A 15,465-nucleotide genomic window follows, 5' to 3' on the forward strand; every position below is an offset into this window, starting at 1 on the left:
AACCGTCAAGACTTCACACCAAGATGACCCGATCCTCAACTAGCGGCCGTGCGGGGCCCGTTGTCCGTTCACTTTCTGAATGCGCGAAGCCTTGACGTGCACACCATCAAGGTCTTGACTCCTCCCGCACGGTTCGTCCGGCCCCTCCCCCCACACCGCGCCGAGAAGGGCACCCGCACGCTCCGGACCAGCGGCCGCTCCGGCCGCCCTCCACCCACGTGGCGACCGGCGCGGGCACCCGGCCGCCCCACCCCTCTCCCGTCCGGCCCTCTCCCGCTCGCCGCGTCACCGCACCGCGCCTAGCGTGGGCAGCTCTGAGCTTCGAAGGGCTGACCAGCATGGATAGCGGACCTGAAGACACGGGCAGGGCAGCGGGCCCCTCCGGGCCCCCAGCCTCTGACGGCGACCCCGGCCGGGGCGGATCGCACGAGCACCGCTGGTTGATTCTGAGCGTCATCGGCATCGCCCAGCTCATGGTGGTCCTCGACGCGACCATCGTGAACATCGCGCTGCCCTCGGCCCAGCGGGAGCTGGGCTTCAGCAACGGCAACCGGCAGTGGGTCGTCACGGCGTACGCGCTGGCCTTCGGCAGCCTCCTGCTGCTCGGCGGGCGGATCGCCGATCTGGTCGGCCGCAAGCGGGTCTTCCTGATCGGCCTGGCCGGTTTCGCGGCGGCCTCGGCGGTCGGCGGCGCCTCGCAGAGCTTCCTGATGCTCGTCGTGGCGCGCGCCGCGCAGGGCGTGTTCGGGGCGCTGCTCGCGCCCGCCGCGCTGTCCCTGCTGACGACGACGTTCACGGACGGCAGGGAACGCGCGAAGGCCTTCGGCATCTACGGGGCGATCGCCGGTGCGGGTGGTGCGGTGGGTCTGCTGCTGGGCGGGGTGCTGACCGAGTACCTGGACTGGCGCTGGTGCCTCTACGTCAACCTGATCTTCGCCGTCGGCGCGATGCTGGGCGGGGCCCGGCTGCTGTACTCGGGCAAACCGGCCGGACGCCCGAACCTCGATCTGCCGGGCAGTGTGCTGGCCTCGGGCGGCCTGTTCTGCATCGTCTACGGCTTCTCCAACGCCGAACGTCACCACTGGGGCTCCCCGCTGACCTGGGGGTTCCTCGCGGCGGGCGGGGTGCTGCTGCTCGCCTTCGCGCTGTGGGAGCGGCGGGTGGCACACCCGCTGCTGCCGCTGCGCGTGGTCCTGCACCGCAATCGCGGCGCCTCGTTCCTCGCGATGTTCATCTCGGGCGCCGGCATGTTCGGGGTCTTCCTGTTCCTGACGTACTACCTCCAGCAGATCCTGCGCTACTCCCCCATCCGGACCGGGTTCGCCTTCCTGCCGATGGTCGCGGTGCTGATCGTCACCTCGGTGGTGGTGACCAACTCCGTCCTGCCGCGGGTGGGGCCGAAGCCGCTGGTGCCGACCGGTATGGGGCTGGCGGGGGCCGGGATGGCGTGGCTGACGGGGCTGAACCTGTCCAGTTCCTACGCGGCGCACGTGCTGCCGCCGCTGCTGGTCGCGGGCCTCGGTCTCGGTCTCGTCTTCGCCCCGGCGATGAACACGGCGACCTCCGGCATCGCCTCCAAGGACGCGGGGGTGGCCTCGGCGATGGTCAACACCTGTCAGCAGGTCGGCGGTTCGGTCGGCACCTCGCTGCTGAACACGCTCGCCACCACGGCCGCGGCCAACTACGTCGCCGGCAAACGGCCCACCCGTCTGCTTCCGCTCCAGGCCCAGATGCACAGCTACACGACGGCGTTCTGGTGGTCGGCGGGCTTCTTCGCGCTGGGGCTGATGATCACCGTGTTCCTGTACCGCTGGGGCCGGCTGCCGGCCGGCGACCAGACGGTACCGAGCGCCTGAGCCCGGCCGCGCCCCGGTCCCCGCGCTCCGCGCGGTTCCCCGGGGCGCGGCCGGGCCGGGCGCTGGTCAGCTCGCGACGTCGAAGGTTCCGGCGAGCGGTCCGTTGACCGGCTTCCACTCCTCGACCCGTACCCCGGCCACGAGCCCTTCCAGCCGGAAGGGGTCCTGCTCGGTGTGGGCGAGGGCCTCCTCCGCCGACGCGGCGCGGAAGAGCAGCAGCGCGCCGTCCCGCGGGCCGCCCGCGAGGGGCCCCGAGACCAGATTGACGCCCTTCTCGGCGAGTTCCGTCAGGAACGCGCGGTGCGCGGGACGCACCTCGTCACGCCCCGCGCTGTTGTCGGTGTACGTGTAGAAGACGGCGAAGACTGCCATCGGTGATCGTTCCTCTCGCTGTGACCGGGGTGCGCGCGGCGGCCTTCGTCAGGGCGGCCCGCGTGGCGTCGTCGTCCATGATCCCAGTCCCGCCCGCTCCGTCCCGGTCCGGGTGGAACAGGCGCACCAGGGCCCCGGCGAGGACGGCGGCGGCCGCCAGGGCATAGGCGGTCGCGGCGATCGCGTCGGGTCCGGGCACCGTGCGCGAGGTGACGTAGGCGGCGGCCCCCGCGACGGCGACGCCCAGCCATTCCCAGCGGCCGTCGAGGGCGACGAGGCCGACGACGAGCAGCGCGTACCAGGAGTAGCCGGGAGTCAGCAGCAGGAAGGCGCCGCCGGTCACGAGCAGCGCCCCGCGCCAGGGCCGCCGCGGGTCACCGCGCCACAGGACGTACCCGACCAGGGCGAGCAGTACGAGGACCACGGCGACGGGCGCCCAGTCGGCGGGCAGCAGGAGGCGCAGCACGGTGTAGCGGTCGTCGTCGGCGGCGTTCGCGCCCTCGTAGCCCTCCTCGTGGACGTAGCCGGTGAGGTAGCCGAGCACGGAGGCGTGCGACAGGAGCAGGTACGGCAGGTAGACGAGGGCGACCAGTCCGGCCGCCGACAGGACGACGGCCGCCGCCCGCCCGGGTCTGCGCACCCCGGACAGGGCTCCGGGCAGCAGGACGGCGGGCAGCATCTTGGTGGCGGTCGCCGCCCCGATGAGGAGCCCGGCGCGCACGGCGGTGCGCGGGCCGCGGGTGAGGACGGGGGCGCCGAGGGCGGCCACGGCGAGCAGCACGCCGAGGACGTCGACGTGCGCGTTGTTGACGGCCTCGACGGGGACGGCCGGGCACCAGGCCCAGTAGGCGGCGGTGCGCGGGTCGCGGCCGAGGCGGCGCAGGGCGCGCAGGAGCAGCAGGGTCACGCCGGTCGACAGGAGCACGCCGCCGGTCTGGAGCGCCTTGTGGCGCGCCGAGGCGGGCGTGATCAGGTCGACGGCGGCGAAGTACACCTCGGCGACGGGCGGGTAGATCGTGTGTTCCCTGGGCCGGTTGACGCGGGTGCAGTGCCGGTGCCCCGGGTCCTCGGGCGCGGCGATGCCGGGCCGTTCGCGGCCCGCGCACACGGGGCCGACCGGGAAGAGCCAGGGGTCGCGCAGCGCGGCGAGGGCGGGATCGGCGGGGGCGTGGTCGTAGGGGGAGATGCCGGCCGCCTGCACGCGGCCGTCCCACACGTACCGGTAGGAGTCGGTGCTGGTGGTGGGCGGGGAGACGAGCCCGGTCACGGTCACGGCGATCCCGCCGGTGAGGACGACGGCGGCGACCGCGCGGAGGGGGACGTGGCGCAGGGCGAGGGCGGCGCCGCCGAACAGCAGCCAGCAGGCCCCGTACTGGTACGAGAGGAGTTCGGCGTCCTCGTGGAAGGCGTTGCCGCCGAGTGTCACGACGAGGGTGACGCACAGGGCGGCGAGAGCGGCGGTGGTGGCGGCCAGGGCGAGAGCCGGGGTACGGAGCGCGGTCACCGGGCCAGACTGGCAGCGCGGCGGCGGCGCGCGGTGGTCCACCGGGCGGGTGTCCGCGATTCGCCGCGGCTTCCTGCCCCGGTGGAGCAGCGGGGGCGGGGTCGTGCGCGGCCGGCGCCCTCACCTCGTCCGTCCGTCCTCGGTGCCGGTCTCGCTCGGTGGCGTGGCGGTGGGCGCGCTGTCCGCCCCGGAAAGACCCTCCGGGGAAAGCGCGCCCACCAAAGCCGTCAGGGAGTGGGTGAAGCGGCTCCCGGGGCCCGACGCAGCGCGGCGAAGTGGCGGCCGGCCGCCGTCCACCGCTCCGCCTCAATCCAGCCCGCCTCCCGCGCGTACCGCAGCAGCGCGGGGGTGCCGACGCGGGCCCAGGGGAAGGGCGGGCCGTGCTGGTCGCTGCCGTTGCCGACCCGGACCAGGACGCGTTCGTCGAGGTCGAGGGGGGCCGTCTCGACGATGAGGAGGCCCTGCGGCGCGACGAGTTCGGCGCTGCGTCCGAGCAGGGCCACGGGGTCGCCGCCGATGCCGATGTTGCCGTCGATGAGCAGCGCGGTGTCCCAGCGGCCGGTGCCGGGCAGCGGGCCGAAGACGGAGCGGCACACGGCCCCCGCCCCGGCGTCGAGGGCGCGGGCGACCGCGTCGCGGCACAGGTCGACGCCCAGCGCGGTCCGCTTGCGTTCGGCGAGCGCGATGAGGAAGCGGCCGGGGCCGCAGCCGATGTCCAGGACCGTTCCGCGGCAGCGGTCGAGGACGGTGGTGTCGGCGGCGTCCGGGGCGGCGCACCAGCGTTCGACGTCCAGGGGCAGCAGCCAGCCGTCCTCGCGGCGCAGGAAGAGCGGCCCGCGCCCGGTGCGCACGGCCTCCCCCCACGGGTCGTCGCTGCCACTCCAGGGCAGCCCCGCCGGGGCTTCGACGAGGCCGGTGCGGGAGCTGGGCAGGGCGGTCTCGCGCGAGCGGGCGGGGGCGCTCACCGGCTCGCTCCCCGCGGGGCGGCGGACGCCCGGCCGGGCGCGGGGACCGCGTGCGCGGCGTGCCGCGCGGCGAAGGCGGTCCACGGCGCCTGCGCGGCGACCCGGTCCGCGTCGGCCGCGGTGTCCACGTCGCTCAGGACGGGCAGCCGGCCGACGCGCAGTCGGGCCGACGCCAGCCGCTCGTACTGGAGGGCTCCGGTGTCGGCGCGGGACATGGGGACGCCGCGCAGCAGCGCCGGGTCGGGGTCGGCGAGGCCGAGGGCCCAGAAGCCGCCGTCCTCGGCGGGCCCGAACCACGCGTCGTACCGGGTCCAGGCGTCCGGGGCGAGGGCCGGGGCGAGCAGGTCGGGGGTGATCTGCGGGGTGTCCATGCCGACGAGGAGCGTCGGCCCGGTACACGCGCCGAAGACGGCGGCCAGCCGCTCGTCGAGACCGCCCGCGCACTGCGGGAGGACGGTGAAACCGGGCGGCAGCCAGGGGCCGGGGGCGCCGTCGAGGGCGAGCACGCGGCGCGCCACGGGCAGCGCGGCGACGCAGTCGAGGGTGTCGCGCAGCGCGGCCTCGGCGAGCGCGGCGGCCTGCCGCGGCGTGTACGGCGGGGTGAGCCGGGTCTTGACGCGGCCGGGCAGCGGTTCCTTGGCGATGACGACGAGGGTCGTCCCGGCCCGCTGCGCGGGGGCGGGGACGTGGGGGGTGGTGCTCACGGGGTACGGGCCTCCTCGGGGGTCGGTGCCCGGCGCGGGGCGGGGGGTTCCACGGCGTTGAGTACGGCGCGCATGTCGTGGACGGCCTGCCAGGTACCGCGCCAGGTGCCGGTGACCTTGGAGGTCCCGGTGCGCGGGAGGTAGGGCACGTCCTGCTCGGCCACCCGCCAGCCGGCGTCGGCGGCGCGCACGACCATCTGGAGCGGGTATCCGCTGCGCCGGTCGGTGAGGCCGAGGGAGAGCAGGTCGGCGCGGCGGGCGATCCGCATCGGTCCGAGGTCGCGCAGCCGCAGCCCGGTTCTGGAGCGCAGCATCCGGGCCAGGGCGGCGTTCCCGAGGCGGGCGTGCAGGGGCCAGCTGCCGCGTTCGGGCCGGCGCCGCCCGAGGACGAGGTCGGCCCGGCCCTCCGTCACCTGCCGGGCGAGGGCGGGCAGGAGGGCCGGATCGAGTGAGGCGTCGCAGTCGCAGAACGCCACCAGTTCGGCGGTGGCGGCCTCCAGCCCGGCGTGGCAGGCGGCGCCGAAGCCCTTGCGGGACTCCTGGACGACATGGGCGCCGAGCCGCGCGGCGATCTCGCCCGAGCCGTCGTCGGAGCCGTTGTCCACGACGACGGCCCGCCAGCCGCGCGGTACCCGCTCCAGCACCCAGGGCAGGGCGCCGGCCTCGTTGAGACAGGGCAGGACGAGGTCTACGGAGCCGGCCTGGGGCCCCGTTGCTGTCGAGTCGTTCACCCCGCCACCGTACGAAGCGGAATCCGACATTTCCGGCTCCCGCTCCTGACGAAACGAGGACGGCACACCGTTGGGGGTGCGGCGGGCCCTGGGCACGCCCCTCAGCCGGGTACGGCCTCGCGCATGGGCTCGGCGGCGAACTCCGCGACGCCGTCGGCGAAGGGGACCTCGGGGCGCCAGCCGAGTTCGGCGCGCAGCCGGCCGGAGTCGGCGGTGATGTGCCGTACGTCGCCGAGGCGGTACTCGCCGGTCACGACGGGGGCGGGGCCGCCGTGCGCGAGGGCGAGGGCGCCGGCCATGTCGGCGATGGTGCGCGGGGTGCCGCTGCCGGTGTTGTACGCCGTGAGGCTTCCCGGCGGACGCTGCTCCAGCGCCTCAAGTGCCGCGACGTTGGCGCTCGCGACGTCCCGTACGTGCACGAAGTCGCGACGCTGGGCCCCGTCCTCGAAGACGCGCGGGGCCTCACCGCGGGCCAGGGCCGAACGGAAGAAGGAGGCGACGCCCGCGTACGGGGTGTCGCGGGGCATCCCGGGCCCGTACACGTTGTGGTAGCGCAGCGACACGGAACGGCCGCCGGTGGCGCGGGCCCACGCGGCGGTGAGGTGCTCCTGCGCGAGTTTCGTTGCGGCGTACACGTTGCGCGGGTCGGCGGGGGCCTCCTCGGGCACGAGCCCCGGGGTCAGGGGTGCGGCGCACCGGGGGCAGCGGGGTTCGAAGCGGCCCGCGCGCAGGTCGTCCTCGGCGCGCGGTCCGGGGCGTACGGTGCCGTGCCGGGCGCAGTCGTAGCGGCCCTCGCCGTACACGACCATCGAACCGGCCAGGACGAGGCGGCGCACCCCGGCCTCGGCGGCGGCGGACAGCAGTACGGCGGTCCCCAGGTCGTTGCAGCCGACGTAGTCCGCGGCGTCGGCGACCCCGTTGCCCAGGCCCACCATCGCGGCCTGGTGGCACACGGCGTCGACGCCGCGCAGGGCGGGGGCGAGGGCCTCGGGGTCGCGGACGTCGGCGTGGTGGAAGGTGGCGCCGCGCGGGGCGGGTACGGCGGCGGCGTGGGGGTGGACGGCCGGCAGGAGTGCGTCGAGGACGACGGGCTCATGCCCTCGGGCGGCGAGTTCCGTGACGATGTGCCGGCCGATGAAGCCGGCGCCTCCGGTGACTAGTACGCGCATGCCGCCCGACCCTAGGGTCCCTCGCGCGCTGTCGGCCGCAGGACGCGCGGGCGTCCTCGCGGCCGGTGGGAGGACGGCGGGAGGACCGCCCCGGCGTGCGCGACCGCGCCGGCCCTCCGCTCCTGAGCGCGCTCAGACCGCCGACAGCCCGTCCGCGACCTCCTGGAGGAAGGCGGCGCACGCGCCGGCCGCCGGGGCGAGTTCCGGGTTCCACGGCAGGACGGGCCTGCCCTCGGTGAGCGTCCGCCAGTCGGCCACCCCCGTCAGCTCGCTGGCGGGGACGGCGTTGCCGCGCGCGTCGGCGAGGATCAGGTCGGCGCCGAGGTCCACGGCGTGGTCCCAGCCCGCGGTGAGCCAGTTGACGCCGGGTCCGGGCCCCGGGTCGACCAGGCGGACGCCCAGTTCGCTCAGATGGCGCAGTTCGGGCCAGGCTTCGGGACGGGCGAGGTGCACCTGATCCGGCCCGGCGGCGGACAGGACGAGGACCCGTGGCGCGTGCGGCCGGCCCGCCGCGCGGCGTACCTCCTCGCGCGCCGCGTCGAGGGCGGCCCGCCCGCTCGGGCCGGGCGCCGCGCCGAGGGAGGCGGCGAGTTCGGCGAAGCGCTCCACGATGTGCGACAGGGAGGTCTGCCCCGCGACCGACAGGGCGACGACCGGGACACCGAGCGCACTGGCCGCCCCGTCGTCCACGGCGTACGCGAAGTGCTCGTCGTAGGTCACGTCCACGATCAGCTCGGGTGCGACCGCGCCCAGCGTCTCCGCGTCGAGTGTCTTCCCCGCTCCCAGGTAGGGCACTTCGGCCGGGAGCCGGCCGGCTTTGACCGGGTCGACGCTCTCGCCGTCGTGCCCCGACCCGTAGACACCGGCCGGGACGATGCCGTGTTCCCACAGACCGGCGCCGGCCCGCAGGTAGGCCACGACGCGCTCCGGGCGCCGCCCGGCCGTCGAACGGACCCCCCGGTCGTCGGTGAACTCCCATGTCGTGACGGTCATTCACTCCACCCCCTCCTGGCCCCTCGGGCGGGGCCGAGGGCCGGACTTCGGCCCGGCTCCCAGCGTCCGCCGTATGCCCCGGCGCTTCAAGGGGCCCGGGGGCCCGGCGGCGCGAACTCGCCACCGCGGTGACCTGTTCGCACCACCCCGCGCTCCTTGACAACACCCGTGTCCGGGGGGTGCGTTGGCTACCCGGCGGGGGTGAAGAGGTGGGCGCGGCCGTGCAGCGCGACCGAGAAGGCGTCCACCACCTGCTCCAGCGCCTCGGTGGCCGCGGGGGCGACGGTCACCGTCCCGTCGGCTCCGGTCGCGATGTCCTTGTCGAGGGTGAACCAGCCGGGTACGACGTGGGTCGCCCCCATCGAGGTGAGGACGGGCCGCAGCGCGTAGTCGATGGCCAGGACGTGGGCGACCGAACCGCCGGTGGCGAGCGGCAGCACGGTCTTCCCGCTCAGCGCGTACTGCGGGAGCACGTCCAGCAGGGCCTTGAGCAGGCCGGAGTAGGCGGCCTTGTAGATGGGCGTGGCGACGACGACCCCTTCGGCCGCCTCGACCAGGGCGGCCAGTTCGCGCAGCGCCGGGTGGCCGAGGTCGCCGCCCAGGAGCGCTTCGGGGGGCACGCTGCGGGCGTCGAGGGGTATCACCTCGTGCCCCAGGTCACGCAGTCGCGCGTCGAGCAGGCGCAGCAGACGGGCGGTGCGGGAGACCGGGGACGGACTGCCGGAGACGGACAGGACGGTGGCCATGGGGGACAACCCTTCGGTTCACGAGGAAGCGCACGGTGGCGGCCCGCGGTTTCGCGCGGACCGTCCGGGCAGGGCGGCGCGGGCGCACGGGGGCGGCGGTCGACGGTGACGGTCGCCCGCACGGACGCCGGTACGCGCCGGCCCGGGAGAGCGGGCCCCGCGAAGGCGGGACGGAGGGAGGGAGAAATCAGGCGGGGCGCCGGGGAGCTGGTGCGGCGGCGCCGTCAGCGGGAAGGGCGACAGCCCGCGCTGGAGACACGCGCGAGGTCGACGTGGCGTCGTCGCGTGAGGTCCCGTCCGGTGGTCATGTTCTCGACTAAAGCAGCCGGGTACGTCGCCGGTCAAGGACAGTCTTCCGGGATCACCGGCCCCCGAAGGGCCGGGCGCGAGGCCAAGCGGCGCGGCCGCTGGGCGAGTTGCCCGCAAGCGGAACGCGGTTCAGCGCAGATCGAAGACGATTCTCGCCGTCACGCGGCCCGACATCAGCTCCTCGATCGCGAGGTTGATGTCCTCCAGCCGCCGGGTCTCCCGGATCACCCGGGTCCGGCCGAGCCGGTGCAGCCGGAACACCTCGGCGAGGTCCTGCCGGGTGCCGACGATGGAACCGGTCACCGTCTTGGCGTCCAGCACCGTCTCGAACACGGGCAGTTCGAGACTTCCCCCGGCGGGCAGGGCGACCAGCACGAGGGTGCCGTGCCGGCGCAGCGCCCGGTAGGCGGAGCGGAAGGACTCGTCGCTGACCGCGAGGGAGATCGCGGCGTCGGCACCGCCCAGCCGCCGCACCTCCTCGGCGACGTCCTGGGTCCGTGCGTCCAGGACGTGGTCGGCGCCCAGTTCGCGGGCGAGCGCGAGCTTCTCGTCGGTGATGTCGACGGCGACGGTCTCGGCACCGGAGATCCTCGCGTACTGGAGCGCGAGGTGACCGAGGCCGCCGATGCCGGACACCAGTACCCGCGAGCCGGGGCGCGCCCCGGAGACCTTGACGGCCTTGTACGTGGTGACTCCGGCGCAGGTGAGGGGCGCGGCGTCGAGGGGATCGATGCCCTCGGGCACCGGCACCACGTAGTCGCCGTCCGCGAGGGCGTACTCGGCGTGGCTGCCGTCCACCGCGTAGCCGCTGTTGACCTGCTCGGGGCAGAGCGTCTCCCAGCCGCTGACGCAGTAGTCGCAGCGCCCGCAGGCGGAGCCGAGCCAGGGCACGGCGACCCGGTCGCCCACCGAGAGGTGCCGCACCCGCTCACCGGCCGCCTCGACGACGCCGACGCCCTCGTGTCCGGGGACGAAGGGCGGGCTCGGCCTGACCGGCCAGTCGCCGTGCGCCGCGTGGACGTCGGTGTGGCACAGCCCGGAGGTCTCCATCCGGACCAGCACCTGGCGTCCCCCGGGCTCGGGTACCGGGCGGTCCTCCACGACGAGGGGGGTGGTGAAGCTCTCGACCACGGCGGCCTTCATGGTGTCCTCCTCGCGGCGCGCTCCGGTTTTCCCGTCCTCCTCCGCCTGCGCGTGTCCGGGCGGGCGGGGGGCGGCACGGGCGAGATCGACGGCGCGGCCGAGGTCCACCGCCCGCAGCGCCGCTCTCAGTCCCGAGACAGACATCGGAGACACCTCTGTCCGTACCGGCCGGACGGGCCGGGTCGCTCGTCCGGGCCCGGCCCTAGAGGGCGGGGTCCTCGCCCGCGTCCCGGCCGCCCGCGCCGTAGCGCCGCTCGTACTTGGCGACCTGGCCCTCGGAGTCCACGACCCGGGCCTTGCCGGTGTAGAAGGGGTGGCTCTCGGAGGAGATCTCCACGTCGACGACGGGGTAGGTCTCGCCGTCGTCCCACACCAGCGTCTCGGCGCTGTCGGCGGTGGAGCGGGTCAGGAAGGCGTAGCCGGCCGCACGGTCCCGGAAGATCACGGGGTGGTAGTCGGGCTGCTTGTCCTTCTGCATCGTTGCGGCTCCTTCGGTCGGTACGTGGCGCTTTGGGGACGGGTCCGCGGCGGTCGGCGGGCCGGCGAGGTCAGTCGAGTTCTTCCGGCTCCTCGTCGTCCACGAGGTGCACGGCGGCCTCCTCGGCACCGGCGGCGGCGCCGTCGATGCCCACGTCGGAGGCGATCATGTCCTTCTCCGCATCCTCCCGCGCCCCTTCGTCGGGCGCCACCAGACGACCGGAGCGGTCCTCGCCGACCTCGTCGTCACGGATCTCGCCGTCGGTGTCCCAGGTGTCGCCGAGGCCGTCCCCCTGGGGAACGGTGACGTCGGGCACCTCCTCGGCGAGCCGTTCGTCGAGGCTCTCGCCCTCCTCCTGCTCCTCCTGGGTCGTGCCGTCCCTGTCCACGGCGAGCGGGCGTTCGTTGGGCGAGTAGCCCTCGTCCAGCGGGTCCTTGACATCGGGGTCGAACAGGGTGTCCTCGTAGTCGAGCTGGACCGCCTCGTCCTGGTCCATGGCCTGCTCGTCCGAGCCGTCCGGCTGGTACACGTCGTCGCCCCGCGCGTCGTCACTGTCCACGAGCGGTACCTCCCACTGTTCGGTTCACGCCGCCGGCGCCTGCTTCCTCGGTCCCTGGCCAGCCTGGTCCGCCCGGGGCGGCGCGGCGAGCGCTTCGGGACCGAACGGGTGAGCGCACCGGTCGGCCGTACGACCCGCCCGTACCCGCACATCCGCAGCTCACGCGTCCGTCCCTGCCGCGGGAGGACGGCCCCTCCCTGCGATCCACGTCACAAGGCGAGGGCACGGTTCGAGGGAACAGCCCGAAATGGTTTAGCGTTCATACATACGTGCCGGGAGCGGAGGCGGAAGCCCCTCCGGGCACCCCTGAGCGGCCCCTGCCGGTTCCCCCCGTCCGGCAGGGGCCTCTAGTCTGTCCGCCCGCCGCCGCTCCCGCCTCTGGACGTCGCTACGGCGCGGGCCGAGCGGTGAGGCGTGCGGTCGATGTCTCGGCGTAGTCCCGGTGCCCGGTGGTGGCCGCGTGCCGCATCGCCCACGCGTCACCCTCGGGCTGGCTCACCGGTCCGGAGTGCTCGTGACAGTCGAGGCAGCCCATCGCCCGCGTGGGCGGCACCGGCCGGCCCGCCTCGTCCGTGGCGGCCGCGATGGTCCACGCGACGCGGCGGATCAGACGTCGAGCCATGACGCGCCCCGCCGCGGCAGACTGTCCTTCACCGCGGCGATCTCCTCCCGCGAGGCCGGGGCCAGGTCCTGCTGACGGCAGACGGCACCCACGTGGACGAACCGGACATACACCTTGCCGTCCCCCAGATCCTTCGCGACGACACCCGTCCCCCAGGCCCACGCGGTGTGCCGCACGTACCGGCCGACGGGCTCGACCAGGACGACCTTCATGACGCCTCCAGCGTGCAGATCTGATACGGACTGTCGAGGTGGCCCCGGAAACGGGGCGGCCGGTACCAGCACGGCACGCCCTCCCGGCCCAGCGCGGGCACGAGCAGGTCACCGGCCAGCAGCCGGCCGGGCAGAACCCGCTCGCACCCCACGGGAACAAGGACCGTGACACCGCGTTCGGTACGGATCGCCGGACCCGTCAGGTCGGCGGCGACAGCGCTGGAGACCTCCACGGCGTCGAAGATCCGGCCCAGCGGCACCTCGGCACACCGCCCCGCCGCCCACGCGGCCTCGGCCTCCGTGGCGGCCTCGGCGACCATCGCCTCCGTCAGCCAGACCAGCGACGGAAGCCCGTAATCGGCCTCGATCCCCGCGACATCGAGACACGGCCGCCGCTCCTGCCGCCTCACGAGACCGACCCCGCACACGACCGGCAGGCCCGCGGATACCAGACCGCGAAGTGCCGGACGTGCGGCCGCTGCCGGACGCCGAGGTCGACCTCGGCGCCGGGCTTCAGGGGCCCGGCACACCACACGCAGGCGGCACCGCGTAACTGGGCCTCGGTGAGAGTGTCGAAGTGAGGGGGTTCCCCGGGTGACGGGTCCGGTGTGTACGCCTGAGCACCGGTCCGGTCAGCCGTGTGTCGAGTCATGGTCGGCTCCATGTCGCTGGGCTGGTGACGACATGGTGGGGCGCGCGCAAGGCCCCAACTATCCGCAATTGCGGATAGTTGGGGCCAAGGGGTTACGCGCCGTCAAACGCCCAGCCAGGATCCGTAGGAGAGGAAGCTGTCGGGCAGCTGCCTCTTCGCCGCTTCCAGCCCCGCGTACGTCTCCCGGACGGTCGGGTGGTACCGGGCCTGCTGGGGGGCCGTCTTCCTCGCGGACAGCAGGTTCGCGAACGCGGCGGGCAGGTCGCCCGTCCACATCTGGGCGCGGGCCAGCTCGGCATAGTGGTGGGAGCGGCGGGACGCCGGCCACTCGCGCGGGAACTGGATGCTGCGCCCCGCCTCTGCGGCGGTGGCGTACTCGTCCAGTTCGGCCGCCACCGACACCCTGTGCACATGGACGTTCGTCGGCCCGAAGGACAGCCAGTGCACCTTGACCGCTTCCCCCGTGGACGCCGCGATCCGCTCGGCCTCTGCGAGGTGGACCTCCGCGCGCTGCTTGTCCTGGCCCCGACCGGCGATGACCGCCGCGCCGAGGTGCAGTTGCCCGGTGAGGACGTCACGCTCTCGCCCCGGGTCGGCCTGCTCCAGGTTGGACAGGCCGAGTGAGATGAGCCGGTCACCCGTGCGGTACCTGCCCTCACGCAGGTAGGTGAGGGCGCGCATGTAGCGGTACATGCTGCCGACCACCGCGTCGCCGCCACGCTGCGCGGCCCAGTCCATGCGCTCCAGGGCGATCGCCGCGAGGTCGCCGAAGCCCAGCTTGCAGGCAACGTCGTAGGCGGTGCGGTAGGTGGAGGCGAGGAGCAGCCACCCTGCGGTGCTGCTTGCGGTGTGCGCCGCGGTCGTGGCTTCCTGAATGAGTCCCGCCACCTGACCGGCGGCCTTCTTGATCTCCCCCGCGCGGACTATGGCGAGCAGGCCCTCCGCGTCGTCAGCCAGCAGCCGGTGCGGGCGGGGCGTGATGTCGGGGTCGGCACCGAGGTCGTAGACGTCGAGCGCCTCCCGGATCGGGCGGATCAGCACATCCAGTTCGTCTTGCCGGAGCTCGGCGGCGTAGGGCTGGCCGGTGACGGTGGCGACCTCGACGCGAAGGGCGCGCGCGACGCTGGCGATGACGTGCGGGCTAGCCGCTGTGACGCCCTGCTCGACCTTCGCGAGGGTGGAGTAGGGGACAGTGGACAGGTCGGCGAGGGCCCTCTGAGTGAGGTGCCTTTCCAGGCGGAGGCGCTTGATGCGTGCGCCGGTGTGGTCATGAGGGAGAGCGTGCATACTGGCTCCAGTTCTGACTCGTCATCAGAACGGTACTCGCTGCCGACTCGGCAGGTGCCATCCGAAGGCCCCCTCCTCCCGCACGCGTTGGGGCCTTCGCGCTGATCCGTGTCGGTGCCGCCCTTTCCCGCCCCAGGCTTCCCCCCATCACCACTTCGCCGCGTCCTCTCGCTCGGGCACGCCACGATCCACAGCCTGGCGGTGAGGGGCTGCCGGCGACGGAGCGGGTCCATTGCGAACTCTCCGCCGAGCGGGTCATAGGGCCAACGGGCCTTCGGCCGGACAGTGCGCTCAGGTGGGTCTGGCACCGACTCACGTGAGTCGGTTGGCCCAGGACCGGGCTGCCCGCCGGGCCACGCGATCCCGTGCGGGACCACCCCTGAACGTTGAGGTGTGCGCTCCGAGGACAAGCGCTGGCCCACTCACGGCGCTCCCCGTACAGACCTCCGTGACCTGCACGTTCCAGGCCGTCCGAACCGGGCGCCGTCTAACGGACCCCACGAGAATTTTTCTCGCGCCACATGTTCTCCTGCGCAAGTGACTCGCGCTGGTCTACCGTGATGCACGGATACCCGAGGCTTGGACTCTCGCACTCGGGTAAGGGCAGGGGGCGCGCTCGGCGCACCCCCTGCGGTTGAGTTGGCTCCGGAGTGGCCTCCGGTGCAAGTCAGTGCCTGAGCAGATCGAGTGCCAGTCGAACTGCTGACATCAGGAATGACCCGAGCGCGAGGCCCCTCCGGGCCCAGCGCCGCCACGAGGGCGCCCGCAGCTTCCGCAGCGGCCGCTTCCAGCGCGGCGGCTTCTCCGCTTCTTCCACACTCACCTCCGATTCGTGATCACGTGTGCGATCAGAGGTGTGCATGCAGCAACGAATCACCGCCTGAGGCGAGACTAGAACGGGTGACTCGGGCGTGTCCCGGGAATGATGAGGAATCCTCGAACAGATTCGCCTTTGGCATATGCCAGATGCATCACGGGGACTCCGCTCGCCCGTCTCCCCCGTAGCCCTTTTCCGCGTCGGCTCGTGGACGGTGAGCCTCTGTCAGCTCCCCCACGCGACGTACCGAGACCGGACGCGGCGACTCCGTGACGTGCGAGAGCGTCCTCTCACGGCCGCTCCCGCTCCCCCGCTCGCAGCGGCCCCCGTAGCAGCACCCGCGCAC

At 74.0% G+C, this 15,465-nt stretch carries 17 protein-coding genes; 1 reads left to right on the forward strand and 16 read right to left on the reverse strand.

Annotated features, from left to right (window positions below):
- The first annotated feature begins 338 nt into the window (after window positions 1-338).
- Window positions 339-1,856 carry an MFS transporter gene (locus ACFYMP_RS16630; protein WP_388857140.1) on the forward strand — a complete coding sequence of 506 codons (1,518 nt, stop codon included), beginning with the start codon at window positions 339-341 and terminating at the stop codon, window positions 1,854-1,856.
- A 66-nt stretch (window positions 1,857-1,922) separates the two neighbouring features.
- Here the strand turns inward: ACFYMP_RS16630 and ACFYMP_RS16635 are convergent, their stop codons facing one another.
- The 16 genes from ACFYMP_RS16635 to ACFYMP_RS16710 form a co-directional block, all read right to left on the reverse strand.
- Window positions 1,923-2,228 carry a YciI family protein gene (locus tag ACFYMP_RS16635; protein ID WP_388857143.1) on the reverse strand — a complete coding sequence of 102 codons (306 nt, stop codon included), beginning with the start codon at window positions 2,226-2,228 and terminating at the stop codon, window positions 1,923-1,925.
- A complete protein-coding gene (locus tag ACFYMP_RS16640; RefSeq protein WP_388857146.1) occupies window positions 2,176-3,732 on the reverse strand; it encodes a glycosyltransferase family 87 protein in 1,557 nt (518 codons plus the stop codon). The genes ACFYMP_RS16635 and ACFYMP_RS16640 overlap by 53 nt, the downstream gene beginning before the upstream one ends.
- A gap of 227 nt (window positions 3,733-3,959) precedes the next feature.
- On the reverse strand, window positions 3,960-4,697 hold the full coding sequence (locus ACFYMP_RS16645; RefSeq protein ID WP_388857149.1) for a class I SAM-dependent methyltransferase: 738 nt from the start codon (window positions 4,695-4,697) through the stop codon (window positions 3,960-3,962).
- Window positions 4,694-5,401: a DUF2064 domain-containing protein gene (locus tag ACFYMP_RS16650; RefSeq protein WP_388857152.1), complete on the reverse strand. Its 708-nt coding sequence runs from the start codon at window positions 5,399-5,401 to the stop codon at window positions 4,694-4,696. The genes ACFYMP_RS16645 and ACFYMP_RS16650 overlap by 4 nt, the downstream gene beginning before the upstream one ends.
- Window positions 5,398-6,162, reverse strand: coding sequence for a glycosyltransferase family 2 protein (locus tag ACFYMP_RS16655; RefSeq protein WP_388857155.1), 765 nt, complete (start codon window positions 6,160-6,162; stop codon window positions 5,398-5,400). The genes ACFYMP_RS16650 and ACFYMP_RS16655 overlap by 4 nt, the downstream gene beginning before the upstream one ends.
- Window positions 6,163-6,233: 71 nt before the next feature.
- A complete protein-coding gene (locus ACFYMP_RS16660; RefSeq protein ID WP_388857158.1) occupies window positions 6,234-7,301 on the reverse strand; it encodes an NAD-dependent epimerase/dehydratase family protein in 1,068 nt (355 codons plus the stop codon).
- 132 nt (window positions 7,302-7,433) lie between these two features.
- On the reverse strand, window positions 7,434-8,294 hold the full coding sequence (locus ACFYMP_RS16665; protein WP_388857161.1) for an ABC transporter substrate-binding protein: 861 nt from the start codon (window positions 8,292-8,294) through the stop codon (window positions 7,434-7,436).
- A gap of 188 nt (window positions 8,295-8,482) precedes the next feature.
- Window positions 8,483-9,040, reverse strand: coding sequence for an NADPH-dependent FMN reductase (gene ssuE / locus ACFYMP_RS16670; protein WP_388857164.1), 558 nt, complete (start codon window positions 9,038-9,040; stop codon window positions 8,483-8,485).
- A gap of 224 nt (window positions 9,041-9,264) precedes the next feature.
- Window positions 9,265-9,348 (reverse strand): putative leader peptide, encoded by an 84-nt coding sequence (locus tag ACFYMP_RS16675; protein ID WP_363147644.1) that lies wholly within the window; start codon window positions 9,346-9,348, stop codon window positions 9,265-9,267.
- Window positions 9,349-9,478: 130 nt separating this feature from the next.
- Window positions 9,479-10,492 carry a zinc-dependent alcohol dehydrogenase gene (locus tag ACFYMP_RS16680; protein ID WP_388857533.1) on the reverse strand — a complete coding sequence of 338 codons (1,014 nt, stop codon included), beginning with the start codon at window positions 10,490-10,492 and terminating at the stop codon, window positions 9,479-9,481.
- A gap of 202 nt (window positions 10,493-10,694) precedes the next feature.
- Window positions 10,695-10,970, reverse strand: a complete 276-nt coding sequence (locus ACFYMP_RS16685; RefSeq protein WP_388857167.1) for a type B 50S ribosomal protein L31 — start codon at window positions 10,968-10,970, stop codon at window positions 10,695-10,697.
- 70 nt (window positions 10,971-11,040) lie between these two features.
- Complete coding sequence (locus ACFYMP_RS16690) at window positions 11,041-11,529, reverse strand: DUF5709 domain-containing protein (protein ID WP_388857170.1); 489 nt, start codon at window positions 11,527-11,529, stop codon at window positions 11,041-11,043.
- A 388-nt stretch (window positions 11,530-11,917) separates the two neighbouring features.
- Window positions 11,918-12,151, reverse strand: a complete 234-nt coding sequence (locus ACFYMP_RS16695; RefSeq protein WP_388857173.1) for a hypothetical protein — start codon at window positions 12,149-12,151, stop codon at window positions 11,918-11,920.
- Complete coding sequence (locus ACFYMP_RS16700; RefSeq protein ID WP_388857176.1) at window positions 12,136-12,363, reverse strand: hypothetical protein; 228 nt, start codon at window positions 12,361-12,363, stop codon at window positions 12,136-12,138. Before ACFYMP_RS16700 ends, ACFYMP_RS16695 begins: the two co-directional genes overlap by 16 nt.
- A complete protein-coding gene (locus ACFYMP_RS16705; RefSeq protein WP_388857178.1) occupies window positions 12,360-12,773 on the reverse strand; it encodes a hypothetical protein in 414 nt (137 codons plus the stop codon). Before ACFYMP_RS16705 ends, ACFYMP_RS16700 begins: the two co-directional genes overlap by 4 nt.
- A gap of 344 nt (window positions 12,774-13,117) precedes the next feature.
- On the reverse strand, window positions 13,118-14,302 hold the full coding sequence (locus ACFYMP_RS16710; RefSeq protein ID WP_388857181.1) for a helix-turn-helix domain-containing protein: 1,185 nt from the start codon (window positions 14,300-14,302) through the stop codon (window positions 13,118-13,120).
- Window positions 14,303-15,465: the final 1,163 nt, after the last annotated feature.

The sequence above is a fragment of the Streptomyces sp. NPDC007088 genome (assembly GCF_042869355.1).
In the GTDB taxonomy this organism is placed as follows: domain Bacteria; phylum Actinomycetota; class Actinomycetes; order Streptomycetales; family Streptomycetaceae; genus Streptomyces.